Raw genomic sequence first — 19,243 nt, 5'->3', positions numbered from 1 at the left:
CTGCCTGAACCGGACGGCTGTGTCGCGTATACTCGCGCGTCTTGTTTCGGAGACCGGCATGCTCGATCAGGCACAGCGCATTCTCAAAGATGTATTCGGCTACGACGCGTTTCGTGGCAACCAGGGTGCGATCATCCAGCGCGTGGCCGACGGCGACGATGCGCTGGTGCTGATGCCGACAGGCGGCGGTAAATCGCTTTGTTATCAGGTGCCGGCGTTGCTTCGCGACGGCTTGGCCGTAGTGGTGTCGCCGCTTATCGCGTTGATGGACGATCAGGTGGCTACGCTCGAGGAATTGGGCGTTGCGGCGGCTGCGCTCAACTCGACGTTGACGCCCGAACAGCAGCGCGACATTGCCGACCGTTTGCGCCGTAACGAAATCAAGATGCTGTATCTCGCGCCCGAGCGGCTGGTCCAGCCGCGCATGCTGGCGTTCTTGCAGCGCTTGCAGATTGGTTTGTTCGCCATCGATGAGGCGCACTGCGTATCACAGTGGGGGCATGATTTTCGTCCTGAGTACCTGCAGCTCGGCCAGCTGGCTGAATTTTTCCCCAGCGTTCCACGAATTGCGCTGACTGCCACGGCTGACAAGCGCACACGGGAAGAAATCGTCCAGCGCTTGCATCTGGGGAATGCCGAGCGATTCCTTTCAAGTTTCGATCGGCCAAACATTTTCTATCGCATCGTGCCGAAGGAACAGCCTCGCAAGCAGCTCATGGCGTTCCTTGCTGAGCGCCGCGGTGATGCCGGAATCATCTATTGCATGTCGCGCAAGAAGGTTGATGACATTGCCGCCTTTCTTACAGAGCAGGGCTTTCCGGCGTTGCCCTATCATGCCGGTCTGCCGAATGATCTTCGGGCGTTTCACCAGAGGCGCTTTCTAAATGAGGAAGGCCTGATCATGGTTGCGACCATCGCGTTCGGTATGGGCATCGACAAGCCCAACGTGCGTTTCGTTGCTCATCTGGATCTGCCGAAATCGCTGGAAGCCTATTACCAGGAAACCGGCCGCGCGGGTCGCGATGGTTTGCCCGCCGACGCCTGGATGGCATACGGGCTGCAAGACGTGATCTTCCTCAAGCAGATGCTTAACAATTCCGAAGGCGACGAGCGACACAAGCGCATCGAGCAGCACAAACTCGACGCGATGCTCTCGCTTTGTGAGGAAACTCGTTGCCGTCGTCAGGTGCTGCTGGCGTACTTCGATGAGGATATGCCGGAGCCCTGCGGGCATTGCGACAATTGTGTCGACGGCGTGCAGACATGGGACGCCACCGAGCCGGCGCGGCAAGCCCTGTCGGCGATCTACCGCAGCGGCCAGCGCTACGGTGTTGGTCACCTGGTCGATATCCTCCTTGGGCGAGACAACGAAAAGATCCGCAGCCTCGGTCATCAGCACTTGTCAGTATTCGGCGTTGGCAAGGCGCTGTCCGAAGGGGAGTGGCGATCACTGTTTCGCCAGCTGGTCGCCCGCGGGCTGGCCGACGTCGATCTGGAAGGTTTCGGTGGCCTTCGCCTCAGCGACAGCTGCCGTACTTTGCTCAGGGGCGAGGTCACCCTGGAGCTGCGTCGAGAGCTGTCCACCAAGGCGCCGAAGTCCGCCGCGAGCGCAGCGAGTCAGCTGGTGCGCAGCGAAGAGCGTGAGACCTGGGAAGCATTGCGCACCCTGCGCCGTAAACTGGCTGAGGAGCATGGTGTACCGCCTTACGTCATCTTCCCGGACGCGACGCTTCTTGAGATGCTTCGCAGCCAGCCCGGCACACTCAGCGATATGGCGCGCATCAGCGGCGTTGGGGCACGCAAGCTCGACCGTTACGGCCAAGCGTTTCTTGAAGTGCTGCAAGGCACGGCACCAGCGGCCAAATCGCCAGCCGATGTTCGCCACGAACTGATCACTCTGGCCCGCGCGGGCATGACGCCGGCGCAGATCGCACGGCAACTCGATTGCAGCGAAAAGAACGTCTACGCCATGCTTGCCGAAGCCATAGGCCAGCAGCAGTTGAGCCTTGAGCAGGCGCTAGACTTGCCAGAGGAGTTGCTCGGGGAAATCCAGGAAGCGTTCCTTGATGGCGAAGGGGAATTACCTCCGGTTGCGGCCGTTGCTGAACAGTTTGCCGGACGAGTCCCCGAGCCGGTCTTGTTCTGCGTACGAGCATCGTTGCAAGCCGAATTCGAGCTCTAGCGGTCACCCTCAGGGGTGCGGCGTATTGCCGCTGCGCTTGTTCGCTATACGGGCTAGCGCGGTGCGCCGCAATACAGGGTTACGTACCGGGCCGATGGTAGCCTTGCCAGCCTCTCGGAGCTGTGGTTAGCTCGCTAATAATTAGTTTTTCCGGAAAGACCGCTCCATGTATCCCGACCAACATCGCTTCGCCATGCAGTTGGCTCAACTTTCGCGTGGCTGGCGCGCCGAGCTGGACCGTCGTCTAGCAGACCTCGACCTTTCTCAGGCGCGATGGTTGGTTCTATTGCATCTGGCCCGATTCGACCACGACCCTACACAACGGGAGCTTGCACAAAGTGTTGCAGTCGAGGGGCCAACGTTGGCGAGGCTACTGGACAGTCTCGAAGCACAAGGTTTAGTCCATCGCCAGCCGGCTCCCGGTGATCGCCGCGCCAAACTCATTACGCTAGGTGCCCCAGCGCGCCCGCTCATCCAAAGAATCGAGGCGATTTCCACTCAGGTTCGCCACGAACTCTTCGACGGGATCGACGAAGAAGATCTGCGCAAGTGCCAGCAAGTACATGAACGCATCTTGGCGAACCTTGTAAAAGCCAAGCGTTAAGGCAGCCCTGCCATATACGTTCCTACGCACAGGCCTGCGCGCGATCTGGCTATGGCTAGGTTGGCGCGCCGGGCGTCTACGCAACATTCTAAAGCGCGTGCATAAGCCGCCTGATTTCAGGCACTGCCTTCAGCTGCCGTTTGTCTTTTGACGCTAGGCTATGTTTTGCAAATGATGGCACAATGCCTTCGCGCGCACGCCGACGAACTGCCTCTAATTTTTTCCGCATCAGTCGATAACCGCGTCACAGTTCAGTAATCGAACCGTGGACCGGCGAAGAAGCACGCCGAACGCCACCTGCGGAGGTTTCATGGCACTCGGTCGTCGAGTCTTGTTTACGGTGGCCTCTGGCTCGCTGATCTATTCCGGTATGGTTTCCGCCCTAGGTATGGGCGACATCACGCTCAACTCTGCCCTGAATCAACCGCTGAGTGCCGAAATCGACCTATTGGACGTAGGCGATCTGGGCGCCGATGACATCCGCGTGGTGTTGGCTTCTAACGCAGACTTTGCGCGTGTGGGCGTCGAGCGCCTGGCGTTTTTGCAGGATCTGCGCTTCACGCCGGTTATCGACGGTAACCGGAGCCGGATCCGCGTTGCGACCAATAAGCCCGTCCGCGAGCCTTATCTCAACTTTCTGGTCGAGATCACCCGGGCGAAGAGCCGGATGCTCCGTGAGTACACGGTTCTGCTTGATCCGATGCCAAGTTCGTCCGAGGTTTCGAGCAGTTTCGTCGTGAATAATCCGCAAGCCGAGGCTCGGCCGGCGCGTGTCGAACCCGCGCGTTTCGTGCCGCCTGCCGAGCTGCCGCAAGCGTCTCAGCGTAAGCGTCACCGGGTGGCTAGAGGTGAGAGCCTGTGGGCTATCGCCGGCGCCTACGCAGATGGCACCCAGGCGTCACAGGCGCAATTCATGCGCGACATTCAGGCCTTGAATCCCGATGCCTTTGCCGATGGTGATGCGGCACGTCTCAAGGCGGGGGCAGATCTGCTGTTGCCAGATGCAGCCATACAAGCCGCTGCAGAGTTCGTAGAGCCCGCTTCGCCAGCGCCGATCGCCGAGACCACCGCGCAGAGCCAGCTGACAGCTGATGCCAAGCCAACTGCACCGGCGCCTGCCGATCCGACACTCGTTGACGATCAGGTAGCCATGTTGCGTCGTCAGCTGTTCGAAGAGCTGGCCGCCAGCCGTGAAGAGAATCAGCAGCTCAAGCAAATGCTGATCGACATGCGGCTTCAGCTCGAAGCTGTTACTGCACAATTAGTGGAGCAGGGGCGGCCGCAGGCGATTGCTTCGACAGCCGTGGAGCAACCGGCACCAGCGATAATGCCGGAGGGTCAGCCGATCGTGCCGCCGCCAGCTGAGGCGGCCCCAACCGAGGCTATTTCGTCGTTTCGATGGCAGAAATGGACGTTGCCCGGCGGCGGAGTGTTGATTTCCATGCTGTTGGGTGGCCTGTGGTTCAGTCGCCGCAAAAAATCCGAACCCAAATATCCAGATGCGGTGCCCGTTGCCGTTGCCGCTCCCCAGCCGACGCGTGTGCCGCCGGTGGCCGTCGCAGCTGCGCCGGAAATGCCTCGCCAGCCCGCGCATGCCTCTGTCAGCGAGACTGACGTGCTTGAAGCGGCAAATATCTATATCACCTATGGCCGCCGCGATGAGGCGATTGACGTGCTGTCGCGCGGAATCGAGCGGGCGCCGACGCAACTCGATATTCGTCTTCGCCATCTCGGGCTTCTTGCTGAGGTCGGCAACGTCGCCAGTTATTGCGTGGCTGCCGACGCCTATCTGCAGGCGGGGGGCGAGCGTGCACAGCTCGATCAGCTGCTCGCGTTTCATCCCGCGCTGGCTTCGGCGGTTTCTGTCGCCAAACCAGCAGTAGCTGAGCCGTTCCTGGATTCGGATATCACCTTTGTTTTGGACGAGTCAGTGGCGGCAGACTTTCTGGACTCTGCATCTGAACCCGTCCCGCGAACTTCAGCGGTGGAGGCCGGACAGGCGTACCCCGCTCAGCCATTGATTGATGGTTTCGATGAGGCATTGACGCTTGGCGAGCTGACATCGTTGCTCGGCAATGCGGAGCCGGTCGAATCGAAACCGACAGCGGAAGAACTTCGCCAGCTCGAGCCGAATCCCGAACACCTGGTCCGTCTCAACCAGGCCGTTGCGTATATCAAGCAGGGCGACATGGAGAATGCTTGCATCATTCTCGAATCCCTCGCGACTGAGGGAGATGCAGCGCAGCGGCAGCAGGTCAACGAGTTGCTTGCACTGATCGCCTAACGGAGCAGGTTAGAAAGGGGCGCAGCGATCAGAAACTTCGCCCCAGATTCAGATACAGGGCGCGCTCAGCTTCGTCGTTCAGACCGTAGCTGAAATTCAGCGGCCCTAGCGGTGTCTCGTAGCCGATAAAGATGCTGCCTGCGTTGATATAGCCGCTATCGAACGCGTTGTCGTTGTTCCAGGCGCGCCCACGCTCCAGTGACGCACCCAGATAGAGCGGGAAATCCAGCGGCAGAAACGAGCGGGGTGTCATTCGGCGGTAATAGATCATGCGTGCCAGACTGATGTTCTGGCCGGACAGGGCGTCTTGCCGGAACCCCGACAATTGCCGCGCGCCGCCGAGCAGAAAGCTTGAGGTGACGATCTCGGCATCATCCAGTGTTCGTCCGTAGCGTCCGCCAAATACCAACGTATCCAGGCCGAAGCTGAAGGCCTTGTCCAGGCGAAACTCCCACTGACGATAGCGCCTATCGGAGCCCAGACTAGGATCGTACTGGCGAAGGGTAAGTCCGATGTCCTCGCCCTCACGAGGGAAGTCGACGTCGTCCACCGTGTCGAACGAATACCGCAGCTGGTAGTAACCTTCCTCGAATGAGAAGTCTGGCAGTTGCTGGTCACCGACGCGAACATCAGCTTCACCCCAGGCTTGCCCCACACCAAAGCGGATTTCGCCGTTATTGGCAATCTGTCTACCCAGGCTTAGCCCATAGCCATAGCGCTGCAGGCGGTATTCGGCGATAGGGTCGTTATCCAGGATAGCCTCGACGTTCTGCGCTTGCGCAATGAGGTTCGGCGCGACGAACCAGCGGGAGCCAGCGTCTAACGGCTGGTAGAACTCACTGAAGAATTCTTGACGATCGCCCAGTTGCAGACGCGTCAGCCACTCGGCACCCAGTTCGTTGATGCCGTTCTTGCGGAAGCTTGCGCCGATGTTGAATGCGCTGTCGCCGCGAAAATCATCAGAGAGGTTGATTCCAAGACGCAAGTAATCGGTGCCGGAGCGCTTTTCTCGGGCTGTGACGACCAGCGTATTGCCGGGTTTACCGTGGACGATGCGGTACTCGACCTGTTCGAAGTAATCGAGTCCGTACAGCGTGCCCATGTCCTTTTGCAGGTCCTGCACGTCCAGCCGCTTGCCGACCTGTTGGCGGATATGCCGGCGTATCACTGCATCGCCGACCTTGGAATCGTTCTCGATGCGAACGGCGGTAATCAGCGGGGTGCGCGGTTCGGCCGAACGGGCGAGGCTCAGCGAAAGGTTGCCGCCGCTTTCGCTGCGCATGGTAGCCAGCCGACCACCCAGCGCATCGGCAGCACGATAGCCCGCGTCGATCAGCTGTTCGGCTCGTCCGAAATCGGTCGACCCAAACGCCGCCAGCATCGGTTGCACCAACAGGTCTTCCGGTCTCAGGGTGGTCAGCTGCGCTTCGGAGTTGCGCCGGGTCATCATGGTGATCGACTGGTTGAGCACATCGACGACGGTCAGCAGCTGTTCGCGCGGCAGCAGTGGCGTGCCGATGTCCACTACGATCAGACGGTCTACACCCATGTCGCGAGCGACATCCATCGGAACGTTGTCGACCATCCCGCCATCGACCAGTAGCCGGCCATCTATTTCCACCGGGGCAAAGACGGCTGGGATCGACATGCTGGCGCGGATGGCCTGGGGTAGGTGGCCGCTACGGAAAATGACCTTCTTGTCATTGGCGATATCGGTCGCCACAGCGCGGAACGGGATTGGCAAACGGTCGAAGTCACGGATGTCACTGGCATGAACCAACAGCCGTTCGAGCAGCAGCGCCAGGTTCTGCCCCTGGATCACACCAAGCGGAAGGCCGAGGCTGCCATCGTCGCGAAAGCTAAGCTTGCGTTTGACCAGAAAGTCCCGGTCGTCCTGCTTGCGCCGGAAGGGGATGTCCTCGCGCGGAGGATCGTCGGAAAGCACCTGCTGCCAGTCCAGTTCGAGTGCCAGTTTTTCCAGTTCATCGACACTGTAGCCAGCGGCATACAGGCCGCCGATCACAGCACCCATACTGGTGCCAGCAATTGCATCGATCTGCACGCCTTGTTCTTCCAGCGCCTTAAGCACGCCGATATGCGCCAGGCCCCTCGCGGCGCCTCCGGAAAGGACCAGGCCAGTGCGCGGCTGGGTTTCGGCAAAGCCTGCCAGGGGGACGAGCAGGATCAGCAGAAAGAGGAGACGAGACATGAAGGCACACCGGACGGACTGACGTGAAATGGCAGCTATTATAGGGTCCCGTCAGCTACCCGAGCGCCTCGACATGGCCGATACCAAGCCCGAAATTGTGATCACCTATTGCACCCAGTGCCAATGGATGCTGCGTGCTACATGGCTGGCCCAAGAGCTGCTTTCAACCTTTGCGGATGACCTCGGCAAGGTGTCGCTCGTGCCCGCAACGGGCGGGACCTTTCACATCACCTGCGACGGTGTGCAGATATGGGAGCGCAAGCTGGACGGCGGCTTTCCTGAAGCCAAGATCTTGAAACAGCGGGTGCGGGACCAGATCGACCCGGAGCGAAATCTGGGGCATAACGATCGGGCCTGAGCCTGCTCCAGCGGCGAACCGATCAGACCGACAGCTGCTCGGTCTGCAATTCTTCCAATAGCAGCTGCGCCGCTGCTGACAGCGTGCTGCCGTGGCGGGCTATCACGCCATAGGGCTCGCTGCGTGACTGCAGGTTCAGTGGCAAGCGGCGGATCATGCCGAACTTCTCGCTGAATTCGGCCACGGCTAATGGCATAACGGCCACCAGTTCGGGATCCTCCTGTAAGAGGCTGAGCATGGTGAAGGTCGAGGCGGTTTCGACCGGGTAACGCGGGAATTCCAGCCCACATTGACTGAACTCGCGTTCGAGCAGCAGGCGCATGGGCATGTTCGCTGGGTAGACCACCCAACGGTAGATGCTAAGTTCGGCCAGTTCGAGCGTGGCGGCGCGCGCCGGATGGTCTGGGTGGGCCACGACCGTCAGTTGTTCGGGGTGTAGCGTCAGACAATCGTAGGCGTCCGGGCGCTGGCTGACGCTGCTGCGGCAGATCGCCAGATCGAGCCGGCCCTGATCGACCAGACCCAACAGCCGCGCGCTCGTATCCTCGACGATCTCGACCGAAAGCTCCGGCTGCTTGCGCCGCAGCTGGCCGAGTGCGCGCATAAGCATCGGTACGGCACCCATGATGGTCCCAACGGAAAGCCGCCCGCCATGACCCTGCAGAATTCCCACCATTTCTTCGCGCAGGTGCGCCACGTCGCTGTGAATCAACCGGGCGTAGCGGATCACGCAGCGGCCCAGATCGTTGGGCACCAATCCTTGGCTATTGCGGGTGAAGAGCTCGGCTCCGAAGGTATTTTCGATCTCATGCAGCGATTTGGTCGCGCCAGGTTGGCTGATGAAGACCTGCTCGGCCGCGCGGTGCACCGAGCCCTGCTCATCCAGCGCAATCAGTAACCGCAGCTGCTTGAGCCTGAGACGAGAAACAATGGAGGGGAGGGCGGCAATCATGGGATGACTGGAAGTTATCGCTCAATCAGAAGTCGTCATTAGGCACCAGCGGACACGGTTTTTAAAGTGATCGCAACAAGACCCCCATCAGGCTGGGCGTCATCACAACAAAAGGAAGGTGCGCATGCGGTTGATTCAATTCGAGAGCGAGCAGGGTTGCAGGCACGTGGGGCTGGTAGCCGACGAGCGAATCGAGGTCCTAACTGGCGTCACCAGCACGCGCGAGTTGGCTTTGGCGGCCATACGCGAGCATCGTCGCCTCGCTGAACACGTCCAGTCCCAGGCACGCGAAGCCGGTCCGCTGTACCGCGAGCTGCTCGAGGCAGGGCGGGTGCTGCCGCCGCTCGACCATGAAGATACTGCCCATTGCCTGGTCAGCGGCACGGGTCTAACCCACATGGGCAGCGCCGCGACTCGCGACAAGATGCATCAACAGGGCGAGCAGGACGAAGCCAAGCTCACCGATTCAATGCAGATGTTCCGCTGGGGTATGCAAGGCGGTCGCCCGAAGTCAGGCAGCGTTGGTGCCCAGCCTGAATGGTTCTACAAGGGAGACGGCAGCATTGTGGTGCGTCCCGGTGCGGACTTCCCGGCGCCTGATTTTGCCGAGGACTACGGCGAAGAGCCCGAGCTCACCGGCCTCTATGTGATCGGGGATGACGGCCAGCCGTACCGCTTGGGCTTTGCCCTGGGCAACGAGTTTTCGGATCACGTGCTTGAGCGCAAGAACTACCTTTATCTTGCGCACTCGAAGTTGCGCTACTGCTCGTTTGGTCCCGAGTTGCGGGTAGGGGCATTGCCGGCGCACTTGGCTGGAGTCAGTCGTATTCGCCGAGGCGAACAAGTGCTGTGGGAGAAAGAGTTTCTGTCCGGCGAGGAAAACATGTGTCACACGCTGGAAAACCTTGAGTATCACCATTTCAAATATGCACAGTTCCTGCGCCCCGGCGATGTTCACGTGCATTTTTTCGGGACAGCGACGCTCTCGTTCGCGGACGGAGTCAAAGCCCAGGCGGGCGATCAGTTTGAGGTCAGCCTGGATGAGTTTGGCGCACCACTGCGCAACGGCATCAGCATTTGCCGTTCGGGTATTTCCCCGGGCGGCGTGAAGCCACTCTGACATCCGCATGGCTAGTGACTGGCCGCAATGCCCCGGCGCACCTCGCGCTGGGTTTTACGTTTCAAACTCTTCGCTCTTAGGCGGACTGGGCGAAGCCTCATGAACCACATCATCAGAGGAACAATTCCATGCCGAATATCAGCGGTCAGAACTACATAGCCGGGGCCCGCAGCGCTCAGGGTTCGGTTGTCGTCCAGAGCGTCGACGCCAGCACCGGCGAAGCATTGCCGTATGAATTTCATCAGGCGACCGAAGACGAAGTGAATGCCGCGGCGCAAGCGGCAGCCAGCGCCTATCCAGAGTACCGAGCGCTTCCTGCGGGCAGGCGAGCCGACTTCCTCGATGCCATTGCCGACGAGCTGGATGCATTGGGCGATGACTTCGTTGCGCTGGTCTGCCGCGAGACAGCATTGCCAGCGGGTCGAATCCAGGGTGAGCGTGGCCGTACCAGCGGGCAGATGCGGCTGTTTGCCAAGGTGCTGCGCCGCGGAGACTTTCTGGGCGCACGAATTGACCGAGCGCTGCCAGAACGCAAGCCGCTGCCACGCCCTGATCTTCGCCAGTGCCGCATGGGGCTGGGACCGGTTGCGGTATTCGGCGCGAGCAACTTCCCATTGGCGTTTTCGACTGCCGGTGGCGACACCGCCTCTGCGTTGGCAGCCGGTTGCCCGGTGGTATTCAAGGCCCATAGCGGCCATATGGTGACGGCTGAATGCGTAGCCGACGCAGTGATTCGCGCGGCGGAGAAAACCGGCATGCCCAAGGGCGTGTTCAACATGATCTACGGCGGCGGTGTCGGTGAGTGGCTGGTCAAGCATCCGCTCATTCAGGCGGTAGGTTTCACCGGTTCGCTACGCGGCGGTCGTGCACTCTGTGACATGGCCGCCGCGCGTCCGCAGCCGATCCCGGTCTTTGCCGAGATGTCCAGCATCAACCCTGTGGTGCTGATGCCTGATGCGCTCAAGAGCCGCGGCGATGCCATCGCTAACGAGCTGACCGCATCGGTGGTGATGGGGTGTGGTCAGTTCTGTACCAACCCGGGTCTGGTCATTGGTGTTCGCTCGCCGGAGTTCAGCGAGTTTCTGCAGCGGCTGGTCGGCTTCATGAACGAGCAACCGGCGCAGACGATGCTCAATGCGGGCACGCTCAGCAGCTACGGAAAGGGCGTCCAGCATCTGCAAAGCCATCCGGGGATCAGCCATCTTGCCGGCCAGGATCAGCAGGGCAGCCAGGCGCAGCCGCAACTGTTCAAGGCTGACGCAAAGCTGCTGATCGATGGCGATCCGCTGTTGCAGGAGGAGGTGTTCGGCCCGACCACCGTTGTGGTGGAAGTGAATGACAAGGCTGAGCTGATGCGCGCCCTGTCAGGCTTGCATGGCCAGCTCACTGCGACGCTCATTGCTGAACCTACTGACCTGGCGGACGCCGCCGATCTCGTAGCGCTGCTGGAGCAGAAGGCTGGACGGATACTGCTCAATGGCTATCCGACCGGGGTGGAAGTCTGTGATTCCATGGTTCATGGCGGGCCTTATCCTGCCACCTCGGATGCCCGGGGTACGTCAGTCGGCACCTTGGCGATCGACCGCTTCCTGCGCCCGGTCTGCTATCAAAACTTCCCGGATGCGCTGCTGCCGGACGCGCTGAAGAACACCAACCCGCTGGGTATCAAGCGCTTGGTGGATGGTGAAACCACCGACGCGGCGCTCTGATGGGCGGAGCGGCTCGCTCGACTAACGCTGTGCCGCTCCGTGACCTAGCCCCATCTGCTGCGCGGTATCGCGCAGCAGTTCCAGCACGCTGGCGGCTGCTGGCGAAAGCTGTTGCGGGGTCTTGGTGATGATGCCGTAGGCCATCAGCCCTTGGTTCAGATCGGCGTCGATGCTCGCATCGACCTCGATCTCCTCCAACATGCCGTAGCGCGCGTAGTGCGCTAGCACATCGCGTGGCAGGACGGTCAGCATGTCGTCCTTCTCGACCAACGTGGTCACCATCAGCAGGTTCTCCGCATTCACGACCTTTCGTGGCGGACGCATGCCGACGCGCTGGAACAGCGCATCAAACTCCTGTCGCAACACACTGCCGACTGGGGGTAGCACCCAGTCAGCGGCGTTCAGTTGCGCGCGAGACATAGGGCTTTTGATCAACCCGGCGCGCGCACAGATCTGCAAGGGCTCCTTGGCCAATGGCTCGAAGTGCAAGTCGACTTGCTGACTGCTGGCAAAAAAGCGCGCGACCAGAAAGTCCAACTCCCCATCGTCCAGGATCGTCAGCAAATCGCGGCTCGAGCCGGTGCGGATGGTAACTTCCAACTCTGGGAAACCAAGCTTGGCGCGTCGGATCACGTCTGGCAGCAGCTCTGCGCAGGGCGTCAGGATGGTGCCGATGCGCACATGGCCTTGTTGTCCGTGACGCAGTGCGTCGACCTCGCTGTAGGCTCTATCCAACGTGTTAAGCATACGCTTGGCGTGGCGAATCATCGCTTCGCCATACAGCGTCGGGACTACGCCGCGGGCATGTCGTTCGAACAGCTCAACGCCAAGCCCATCTTCCAACTCCTTCAGAAGCTTCGAGATTGCCGGTTGGGAAATGCCCAAGCCGGCGGCAGCACGATTGAGGTTACCGGTATCACCAAGAGCGGCTAGCAACGGGATATGACGGTTCTTAAGCCGTGCCCGGACAAACCAGTTACTGTTGATTGGCTTCATCAGGTATATCCATTCGTGTATCGGTAGTGCTGAAATATATATTTGTTGATGATGTCTTGTCTCTCTAGGCTTCAAAACAACGAGAGCGCTGCTCTGCTGCTTCCGGTGGCTAGCGCCTCGATCGTGACGGTGCCTAATAAAAATAATCGGAGAAGCCTTTATGCAATTTAACGTCCAGCGTTTCGGGTTTGGTCTCGCAGCCACTTTGATCCTCGCGTCCGGCAGTGCCTTTGCCAAGCAGGAATGGAAATTCCAGATCAACGTCAACGCCGGCGATGACGAATACCGCATCGCTCAGGAGTGGGCAAAAAGTGTCGGCGAGAAAACCAATGGTGAAATCACCGTAGAGGTTCTGCCAACCGGCACCATTGTCGGTAACAACGAGACACTGGATGCCGTCGGAGCCGGCATCATTCAGGGCCACATCACCGATCCTGGCTATTTTTCCGGTAAGAATCCTGCGTTCGCGGTCTACGGCAACATGGTCGGTGCCTGGAGCGGCCCGGCACCGTTCCTGGATTACATGCGCAACGCCGGCGGCGAGGCGGGTTACAACCGTCTGGTGGAGCCGTACAACGTTCACCTTATCCGTGCTGGCGCTGTGGGCGCGGAGTCCCTGATCAGCAAGCGCAAGATCGAAACCCTTGACGACCTCAAAGGCCTGAAAGTGCGAGCGCCGGAAGGCATGGTTTCGAATATCTTCAAGCTGGTCGGTGCAGCGCCGGTGAACCTGCCGACCTCCGAGGTCTATACCGGGCTGGAAAAAGGCGTGATCGATGCAGCCGACTACACGGTGTTTTCCACCAATTACCAGCAGGGCTACCACAAGTACGCGCCGTTCGCCGTCTATCCCGGCTTCCACTCGATGCCGATGAAGGACATCTCGGTTAACAAGGCGTTATGGGATGACCTGTCGCCTAAGCAACAGAAGATCCTCGAAGACTCGGTCGATGCCTTCACCGAGCAGCTGGTCACTGATCTGCAGAAGAAAGACGAGGAGCAGGTTGCATTGGCCAGGCAGAAAGGCGATGTGACGCTGACTTCGCTTCCCGAGGATGAGGTGAAGAAATTTCGCCAGTCCGCGCGGGACGAATGGTCGCGCTGGCGTGACCGCAGCCCCCAGGCGAAGGAGGCGGTGGATTCCATCCAGGGCTACCTGCAGGACAAGGGCATGCTCTGAGCCGCGCAAGCCGGCCATTCAATATTCGAGTAACCAAAGACTTTCCGACCCATGTTGGAGAGTCGGAGGAGTTTCGCTGTGAAAAAAACTCAACCTTCGTCTGACGATCATCTGGATGTCTGCGCCCCAGAGCCGGGCCAGGGCATGCTTGATCGTGGCATTCGACGTGGCGGTCAGGTAATTGCCTGGCTGGTGTTCATCGCCATGCTGGTCAGTGTGTTTGAAGTCGTCATGCGCTACGGCTTCAATTCGCCTACTGAATGGGCGCACGAGACCACGACCTTCCTCGTCGCGGCCATCTTCGCCCTGGGCGGACCCTATGCATTGGCGACCAACCGGCACATCCAGATACGCATCCTGCTCGACCGCCTTTCACCACGTAAGCGCAGCTGGCTGGAATTGCTCAACCTGGCGCTGGGCATCCTGTTCTGCCTGGCGATCGGCTATGCCGCCTGGGTGCTGGCCTACAACGCCACCCACGCGCCAGATGGCAGCTGGCGGCTGGAGACCTCGGGATCGTCCTGGAACCAGCCTTTGCCTGCATTCACCAAGATAGTCGTGCTGGTCTCCATCGCGCTGATGGCGGTGCAGCAAGTGGTGCGGATTGCAACTCACCGGCGTGCGCGTCTCGATGGGGATGGCAAGCCATGAGTATTGAGATCGCTACGTACCTGATGATCTTCGCGATCTTCGCTCTGCTGGTGCTGGGACTGCCGCTGGCATTCGTCACAGGCCTGGTCGCTGCCGGCTTCACGTTAGGCTGGTTCGGCCCGGTGGCCGTGCCGCTAGTAGCCAGCCGCCTGTTCGGTTTCATCACTGAATATTCGTTGGTGGCGGTGCCGATGTTTGTGTTTATGGCCGGCTTGCTGGACCGGTCAGGGCTGGCGCGGGATCTGTTCAACGCCATGCGCTTCTTCGCCGGGCGGCTGCCGGGAGGGGTGGCAGTGCAGACCATCGTGGTGGCGTTCTTTCTCGCTGCCATCTCCGGAATCATTGGAGGCGAAATCGTCCTGCTCGGTGTGCTGGCGTTGCCGCAAATGCTTCGGCTGGGCTACGACAAGCGCATCGCCATCGGTGTGGTCTGCGCCGGCGGTTCGCTGGGTACCATGGTGCCGCCATCCATCGTACTCATCATTTACGGCCTGATTGCCAGTGTCTCCATCGCTGATCTGTTCAAGGCAGCGATCGTTCCGGCAGCGCTGCTGATGGGCAGCTACATGCTCTACGTGGTGGTGATGTGCATGCGTTATCCGCACATGGGCGGTGCTCATCTGGAAAAGGACTCCAGCCTTCCGCGGCTTACCCTTGGCGAAGCCTTCAAAGGCATGTTCTTTCCGATTGCCATCGCCGGACTAGTGCTCGGCAGCATCTACGCCGGCATCGCCTCGGTGACGGAAGCGGCAGCCATGGGCGCGATGGGTGTACTGCTGGCGGTGCTGGTACGCGGTGAATTCAGCATCAAGTTGCTGCAGGAAAGCCTGACCCAGACCCTTGAAACCTGCGGCATGATCGTCTGGATCGGCATTGGCGCAGCCTGCCTGGTCGGGGTTTACAACCTCATGGGCGGCAACCGTTTCGTCTCTTCGGCGATCACCGGCCTTGAGGTTGCGCCTTTCGTCATCGTGCTGGTGATGATGCTGATCTTCCTCTTGCTGGGCATGTTCCTCGACTGGATCGGCATTGCCATGCTCTGCCTGCCGATCTTCGTGCCCATCGTTGTAGAACTCGGCTACGACCCGGTGTGGTTCGGCATCCTCTTCGCGGTGAGCATGCAGGTGTCCTACATCTCGCCCCCGTTCGGGCCTGCGGCGTTCTATCTCAAAAGCGTGGCACCGCCCGATATAACGCTGACCGATATCTTCCGCTCGATGGTGCCCTTCATCGTTATCCAGATCGCGGTACTCGGCCTGCTGCTCTACTTCCCAGCCATTTCGACCTGGCTGCTTTGACCCAACCCACAAACGATCAACCCGGCAGGCCCGTGCGGCCTGCCGCTGGAGAGGTGCACGCAAAATGACTGATAAACGCCCCCTGCGCTCCGCTCAATGGTTCGGGACTACCGGCAAGAACGGTTTCATGTACCGCAGTTGGATGAAGAACCAGGGCATCCCAGATCATGAATTCCAAGGCAAGCCAATCATCGGCATCTGCAACACCTGGTCGGAATTGACCCCCTGCAACGCGCACTTTCGCAAAATCGCCGAGCACGTGAAGAAGGGCGTGCTAGAGGCTGGCGGATTCCCGGTGGAGTTCCCCGTCTTTTCCAATGGCGAATCGAACCTGCGACCGACCGCCATGCTGACGCGCAACCTGGCCAGCATGGATGTCGAGGAATCGATTCGCGGCAACCCGGTCGATGCGGTGGTGCTGCTGGTCGGCTGCGACAAGACCACCCCGGCGCTGCTGATGGGGGCGGCGAGCTGTGATGTGCCGACCATCGTCGTCACCGGTGGGCCGATGCTCAACGGCAAGCACAAGGGCCGCGACATTGGTGCGGGCACCATCGTCTGGCAGATGCATGAGCAGTACAAGGCTGGGCAGATCGACCTCAACGAGTTCCTTTCCGCCGAGGCCGGCATGTCGCGTTCGGCGGGCACCTGCAACACCATGGGAACCGCCTCGACCATGGCCTGCATGGCCGAAGCACTGGGCACCTCATTGCCGCACAACGCGGCGATTCCGGCGGTGGACTCGCGTCGCTATGTGCTGGCGCACCTGTCCGGTATGCGCATCGTCGACATGGTTCATGAAGACTTGCGCTTGTCCAAGGTGCTGACCAAAGAGGCCTTCGAGAACGCCATCCGGGTCAACGCGGCCATTGGCGGCTCGACCAATGCCGTTATTCACCTCAAGGCCATCGCCGGGCGGATTGGCGTCGAGCTCGAGCTGGATGACTGGACGCGTATTGGCCGGGGCATGCCGACCATCGTCGACCTGCAGCCGTCGGGGCGCTTCCTGATGGAAGAGTTCTACTACGCCGGGGGATTGCCTGCGGTGATCCGCCGGCTGGGTGAAAATAATCTGCTGCCGAACCCTGACGCATTGACGGTCAACGGTAAAACACTTTGGGAAAACTGCGTGCAGGCCCCGATTTACGGCGAGGACGAGGTCATTCGTGCGCTGGATAATCCGCTGCGCAAGGATGGCGGCATCTGCGTCTTACGCGGCAATCTAGCCCCCAGTGGCGCTGTGCTGAAACCCTCGGCGGCGACCCCGGAATTAATGAAGCACCGCGGCCGTGCAGTGGTCTTCGAGGACTTTGACGACTATAAGGCGCGCATTGCCGACCCCGATCTGGACGTCGACGAAACCTGCGTACTGGTCATGAAGAACTGCGGGCCGAAGGGTTATCCGGGAATGGCCGAGGTCGGCAACATGGGCCTACCGCCCAAAGTGCTGGCCAAGGGCATCACCGACATGGTGCGGATTTCCGACGCCCGTATGAGCGGTACCGCTTACGGAACCGTGGTATTGCACGTCGCGCCGGAGGCCGCCGCTGGCGGACCGCTGGCGGTGGTGTGTAACGGTGATTTCATCGAGCTGGACTGTTATGAGGGCCGCCTGCATCTGGATATACCGGATGCCGAACTGCAAGAGCGTCTGACTGCCTGGAAAGCCCCGCAGGGCCTGTTGTGGGACGGTGGTTACCGGCGGCTGTTCGTCGAGCATGTCATGCAAGCCGACGAGGGTTGCGACTTCGACTTTCTGGTTGGCTGCCGCGGTGCCGATGTACCACGGCATTCACACTGATAGGCAAAGCCCAGCGGTCAAGAGGTAGCGTCTCCTGCCGCTAGGGCGTTTTGGCCAATGGGGAGGCAGCGGTTACTGCAGATGGCGCCTTCAATCGGCTGGTGATGACCGAGGCGAGGATGATCAGTGCCCCGCCAGCGAGCATCCCCAGCGAAGGTTGTTCGTTGAACAGCCACCAGGCGATAGCGATGCCATACACCGGCTCCAGCGAGAAGATCACCGACGTCGTCCGAGCCTTCAACACTTTCAGGCTCGCCACGAACAGGCTGTGTGCGAGGCCGGTGCAGAGCACGCCGAGCAAGGCCAGCCACAGCCAGTCCATGGCCGGGACGGCCGGCAGCGACGACCATGAAAAAGGCAAGAGACACAGCAGAATGATGCAGTTCTGCCAGAGCGCAGCCTGAACCGGGTCCACGCCGCGGGTAACCGCGCGATTGAGCAATGAAAGCAGGGCAAACATCAGCCCGGAGAGGATGCCGTAAATCAGGCCCAGCGTGCTTTCGCTAGCCAGGTCGAATTGTGGCGTGACCAGTAGCAGTCCGACACAGACCAGGGCGACCATGCCGAACTCAACCGGTCGGGTGCGCTCGCGGAACAGGACCCCTTCCAGCAATACGGTGAAGGCGGGAAAGCTGGCAAAACCCAGTGTGGCGATACCGACACCGGCGATCTTCACGGCGATGAAGAAGGTGAGCCAGTGGCCACCGAGCAACAGCCCACCGAGCAGTAGTCCGGCCCGCTGGCGTAGGCTTGGGGCCGCGCCACCGCTACGCAGGAATTGTGCGGCCAGTAAAAGCGCCACGACAGCAAAGCCTGCCCGGCCAAGGGTAATGATCAGAGGCGTGCTATCGGCCAGCTTGCCGAAGACCCCGGAAAGCCCAAACATCAGCGCGCCGAAGTGGATCGCCAGCAAAGCGTTGCGATGGGTCATGGCCTGGCGTCCAGCGGAGCAGATGTTTGGAAACCTGATGAAGGGGAGTCGAAACGGTCCATGAGCTCTCCTGGTGGCGTGCGTGCGTTTGCGCATCTGCAACGTGAGTGCTCATGGTACGGCGCGGGATGGGGTGGGTCTGTCGCGTTACTCTCGCGATTTGTCGTGCGCCTCGCGCCGGACAGCCCGTGGAGTAAGGCCGTAGTGGCGGTTGAGCGCTGCGGTAAAAGCACTTTGCGAGGCATAACCGACCCGCGCAGCGATCTCGCCGACCGCCAGATGGGTACTGATCAGCAATTCTCGTCCCTGATGCAGACGCCGCAACCGGACAAATTCTTGAGGCGTAAAGCCCGTTTCGCTGACAAAGCGTGCGTGGAAGCGTTGCACGGAAAGGCCCGCAACTCTCGCGAGGTCCCTGACTTCAAGTGGATGTGACAGATGTCGGTCGACATACGCATGCAGCGCCGTCAGCGGGAGCGAATATTGCTGATCGGCTGGCTCGCAACCGGAGGCGAGGCTCGTCAGCAACAATGCTGCGCCTTGCTCGCTAATAATCGGATCGTTGATTGGGCTGGCCGCGAGCCAGCCGACCAGCTGGCTTTGTGTCGGGCTCAGGCGCAGCGCCGCGGGCCGTTCGAGCAAGCGCTGAGCGGAATCTGCGTGGTGGCCTAGACGTTGCCGCAGCCAGTTCCAGTTGGGGATATCGACCACCAGACAGAGGCTACCCTCGGCGCTGCCGCAGGCATGGCGCGCATCGCTGGGCACGACGGCCAAAAGCTGCTGCTGGACGCGACTGCCCTGGCCGTCAACCTCAAAATCCAGCTGCCCGCGCAAGCCGAACACCAGCTGCGTGTGCTCATGGCTGTGGATGATCTGGTCGTGGCTGTAATGACGCAGGGAAAGGATGGGCGGCAAGGTAGACCTCGACTGCATGCGGAACGCCGGCAGATAGCGATGGGTGATGACCC

Annotated in this window: 15 protein-coding genes; 10 read left to right on the top strand and 5 right to left on the bottom strand. The window is 60.5% G+C overall.

Going from position 1 to position 19,243, the window contains the following annotated elements; translation table 11 throughout:
- Positions 1 to 58: 58 nt before the first annotated feature.
- The 3 genes from recQ to RT21_RS20495 all read left to right on the top strand — a co-directional run bounded on the left by recQ (position 59) and on the right by RT21_RS20495 (position 5,070).
- Positions 59 to 2,182: a DNA helicase RecQ gene (gene recQ / locus RT21_RS20505; RefSeq protein WP_046164206.1), complete on the top strand. Its 2,124-nt coding sequence runs from the start codon at positions 59 to 61 to the stop codon at positions 2,180 to 2,182.
- A 166-nt stretch (positions 2,183 to 2,348) separates the two neighbouring features.
- Positions 2,349 to 2,786 carry a MarR family transcriptional regulator gene (locus RT21_RS20500; RefSeq protein ID WP_045428075.1) on the top strand — a complete coding sequence of 146 codons (438 nt, stop codon included), beginning with the start codon at positions 2,349 to 2,351 and terminating at the stop codon, positions 2,784 to 2,786.
- Between the two features lie 310 nt (positions 2,787 to 3,096).
- The gene (locus RT21_RS20495) at positions 3,097 to 5,070 is read left to right on the top strand and encodes a FimV/HubP-related protein (RefSeq protein ID WP_052724782.1); all 1,974 of its coding nucleotides are present in this window, start codon (positions 3,097 to 3,099) and stop codon (positions 5,068 to 5,070) included.
- Between the two features lie 28 nt (positions 5,071 to 5,098).
- On the opposite strand, the gene RT21_RS20490 is transcribed toward RT21_RS20495, so the two are convergent.
- Complete coding sequence (locus RT21_RS20490) at positions 5,099 to 7,279, bottom strand: patatin-like phospholipase family protein (protein WP_046164205.1); 2,181 nt, start codon at positions 7,277 to 7,279, stop codon at positions 5,099 to 5,101.
- A 73-nt stretch (positions 7,280 to 7,352) separates the two neighbouring features.
- On the opposite strand from RT21_RS20490, the gene RT21_RS20485 reads away from it, so the two are divergent.
- Positions 7,353 to 7,637, top strand: a complete 285-nt coding sequence (locus tag RT21_RS20485; protein WP_046164204.1) for an Rdx family protein — start codon at positions 7,353 to 7,355, stop codon at positions 7,635 to 7,637.
- Positions 7,638 to 7,659: 22 nt separating this feature from the next.
- On the opposite strand, the gene RT21_RS20480 is transcribed toward RT21_RS20485, so the two are convergent.
- Positions 7,660 to 8,589 (bottom strand): LysR family transcriptional regulator, encoded by a 930-nt coding sequence (locus RT21_RS20480; RefSeq protein WP_046164203.1) that lies wholly within the window; start codon positions 8,587 to 8,589, stop codon positions 7,660 to 7,662.
- A 124-nt stretch (positions 8,590 to 8,713) separates the two neighbouring features.
- Here RT21_RS20480 and araD1 point away from each other — a divergent pair, with 124 nt between their 5' ends.
- Together araD1 and RT21_RS20470 are read left to right on the top strand one after the other, a co-directional pair.
- Positions 8,714 to 9,709, top strand: coding sequence for an AraD1 family protein (araD1, locus tag RT21_RS20475; protein WP_046164202.1), 996 nt, complete (start codon positions 8,714 to 8,716; stop codon positions 9,707 to 9,709).
- 128 nt (positions 9,710 to 9,837) lie between these two features.
- Positions 9,838 to 11,418, top strand: coding sequence for an aldehyde dehydrogenase (NADP(+)) (locus tag RT21_RS20470; protein ID WP_046164201.1), 1,581 nt, complete (start codon positions 9,838 to 9,840; stop codon positions 11,416 to 11,418).
- A 21-nt stretch (positions 11,419 to 11,439) separates the two neighbouring features.
- Here RT21_RS20470 and RT21_RS20465 read toward each other — a convergent pair whose 3' ends face one another.
- Positions 11,440 to 12,414 (bottom strand): LysR substrate-binding domain-containing protein, encoded by a 975-nt coding sequence (locus tag RT21_RS20465; RefSeq protein WP_046164200.1) that lies wholly within the window; start codon positions 12,412 to 12,414, stop codon positions 11,440 to 11,442.
- 160 nt (positions 12,415 to 12,574) lie between these two features.
- On the opposite strand from RT21_RS20465, the gene RT21_RS20460 reads away from it, so the two are divergent.
- From RT21_RS20460 to RT21_RS20445, 4 genes are all read left to right on the top strand, one after another.
- Positions 12,575 to 13,594, top strand: coding sequence for a TRAP transporter substrate-binding protein (locus tag RT21_RS20460; protein ID WP_046164199.1), 1,020 nt, complete (start codon positions 12,575 to 12,577; stop codon positions 13,592 to 13,594).
- A gap of 78 nt (positions 13,595 to 13,672) precedes the next feature.
- Positions 13,673 to 14,245 (top strand): TRAP transporter small permease subunit, encoded by a 573-nt coding sequence (locus RT21_RS20455; RefSeq protein ID WP_046164198.1) that lies wholly within the window; start codon positions 13,673 to 13,675, stop codon positions 14,243 to 14,245.
- A complete protein-coding gene (locus tag RT21_RS20450) occupies positions 14,242 to 15,543 on the top strand; it encodes a TRAP transporter large permease (protein ID WP_046164197.1) in 1,302 nt (433 codons plus the stop codon). Before RT21_RS20455 ends, RT21_RS20450 begins: the two co-directional genes overlap by 4 nt.
- A 64-nt stretch (positions 15,544 to 15,607) precedes the next feature.
- Positions 15,608 to 17,344 (top strand): IlvD/Edd family dehydratase, encoded by a 1,737-nt coding sequence (locus tag RT21_RS20445; protein WP_046164196.1) that lies wholly within the window; start codon positions 15,608 to 15,610, stop codon positions 17,342 to 17,344.
- 40 nt (positions 17,345 to 17,384) lie between these two features.
- Here the strand turns inward: RT21_RS20445 and RT21_RS20440 are convergent, their stop codons facing one another.
- On the bottom strand, positions 17,385 to 18,275 hold the full coding sequence (locus RT21_RS20440) for a DMT family transporter (protein WP_046164195.1): 891 nt from the start codon (positions 18,273 to 18,275) through the stop codon (positions 17,385 to 17,387).
- A gap of 147 nt (positions 18,276 to 18,422) precedes the next feature.
- Positions 18,423 to 19,208: a helix-turn-helix domain-containing protein gene (locus RT21_RS20435; protein WP_046164194.1), complete on the bottom strand. Its 786-nt coding sequence runs from the start codon at positions 19,206 to 19,208 to the stop codon at positions 18,423 to 18,425.
- Positions 19,209 to 19,243 lie beyond the last annotated feature (35 nt).

Source organism: Pseudomonas sp. 10B238, from assembly GCF_000970615.1.
Taxonomy (GTDB): Bacteria; Pseudomonadota; Gammaproteobacteria; order Pseudomonadales; family Pseudomonadaceae; genus Stutzerimonas.
The sequence above is the reverse complement of the archived record's forward strand: the minus strand, read 5'-3'. Positions and strand labels throughout refer to the sequence as shown.

Coding starts and splice junctions, on each gene's coding strand:
- araD1 (WP_046164202.1), top strand. CDS start 8,714: ATGCGGTTGATTCAATTCGAGAGCGAGCAGGGTTGCAGGCACGTGGGG.
- RT21_RS20460 (WP_046164199.1), top strand. CDS start 12,575: ATGCAATTTAACGTCCAGCGTTTCGGGTTTGGTCTCGCAGCCACTTTG.
- RT21_RS20470 (WP_046164201.1), top strand. CDS start 9,838: ATGCCGAATATCAGCGGTCAGAACTACATAGCCGGGGCCCGCAGCGCT.
- RT21_RS20440 (WP_046164195.1), bottom strand. CDS start 18,275: ATGACCCATCGCAACGCTTTGCTGGCGATCCACTTCGGCGCGCTGATG.
- RT21_RS20500 (WP_045428075.1), top strand. CDS start 2,349: ATGTATCCCGACCAACATCGCTTCGCCATGCAGTTGGCTCAACTTTCG.
- recQ (WP_046164206.1), top strand. CDS start 59: ATGCTCGATCAGGCACAGCGCATTCTCAAAGATGTATTCGGCTACGAC.
- RT21_RS20445 (WP_046164196.1), top strand. CDS start 15,608: ATGACTGATAAACGCCCCCTGCGCTCCGCTCAATGGTTCGGGACTACC.
- RT21_RS20435 (WP_046164194.1), bottom strand. CDS start 19,208: ATGCAGTCGAGGTCTACCTTGCCGCCCATCCTTTCCCTGCGTCATTAC.
- RT21_RS20450 (WP_046164197.1), top strand. CDS start 14,242: ATGAGTATTGAGATCGCTACGTACCTGATGATCTTCGCGATCTTCGCT.
- RT21_RS20485 (WP_046164204.1), top strand. CDS start 7,353: ATGGCCGATACCAAGCCCGAAATTGTGATCACCTATTGCACCCAGTGC.
- RT21_RS20495 (WP_052724782.1), top strand. CDS start 3,097: ATGGCACTCGGTCGTCGAGTCTTGTTTACGGTGGCCTCTGGCTCGCTG.
- RT21_RS20480 (WP_046164203.1), bottom strand. CDS start 8,589: ATGATTGCCGCCCTCCCCTCCATTGTTTCTCGTCTCAGGCTCAAGCAG.
- RT21_RS20490 (WP_046164205.1), bottom strand. CDS start 7,279: ATGTCTCGTCTCCTCTTTCTGCTGATCCTGCTCGTCCCCCTGGCAGGC.
- RT21_RS20465 (WP_046164200.1), bottom strand. CDS start 12,414: ATGAAGCCAATCAACAGTAACTGGTTTGTCCGGGCACGGCTTAAGAAC.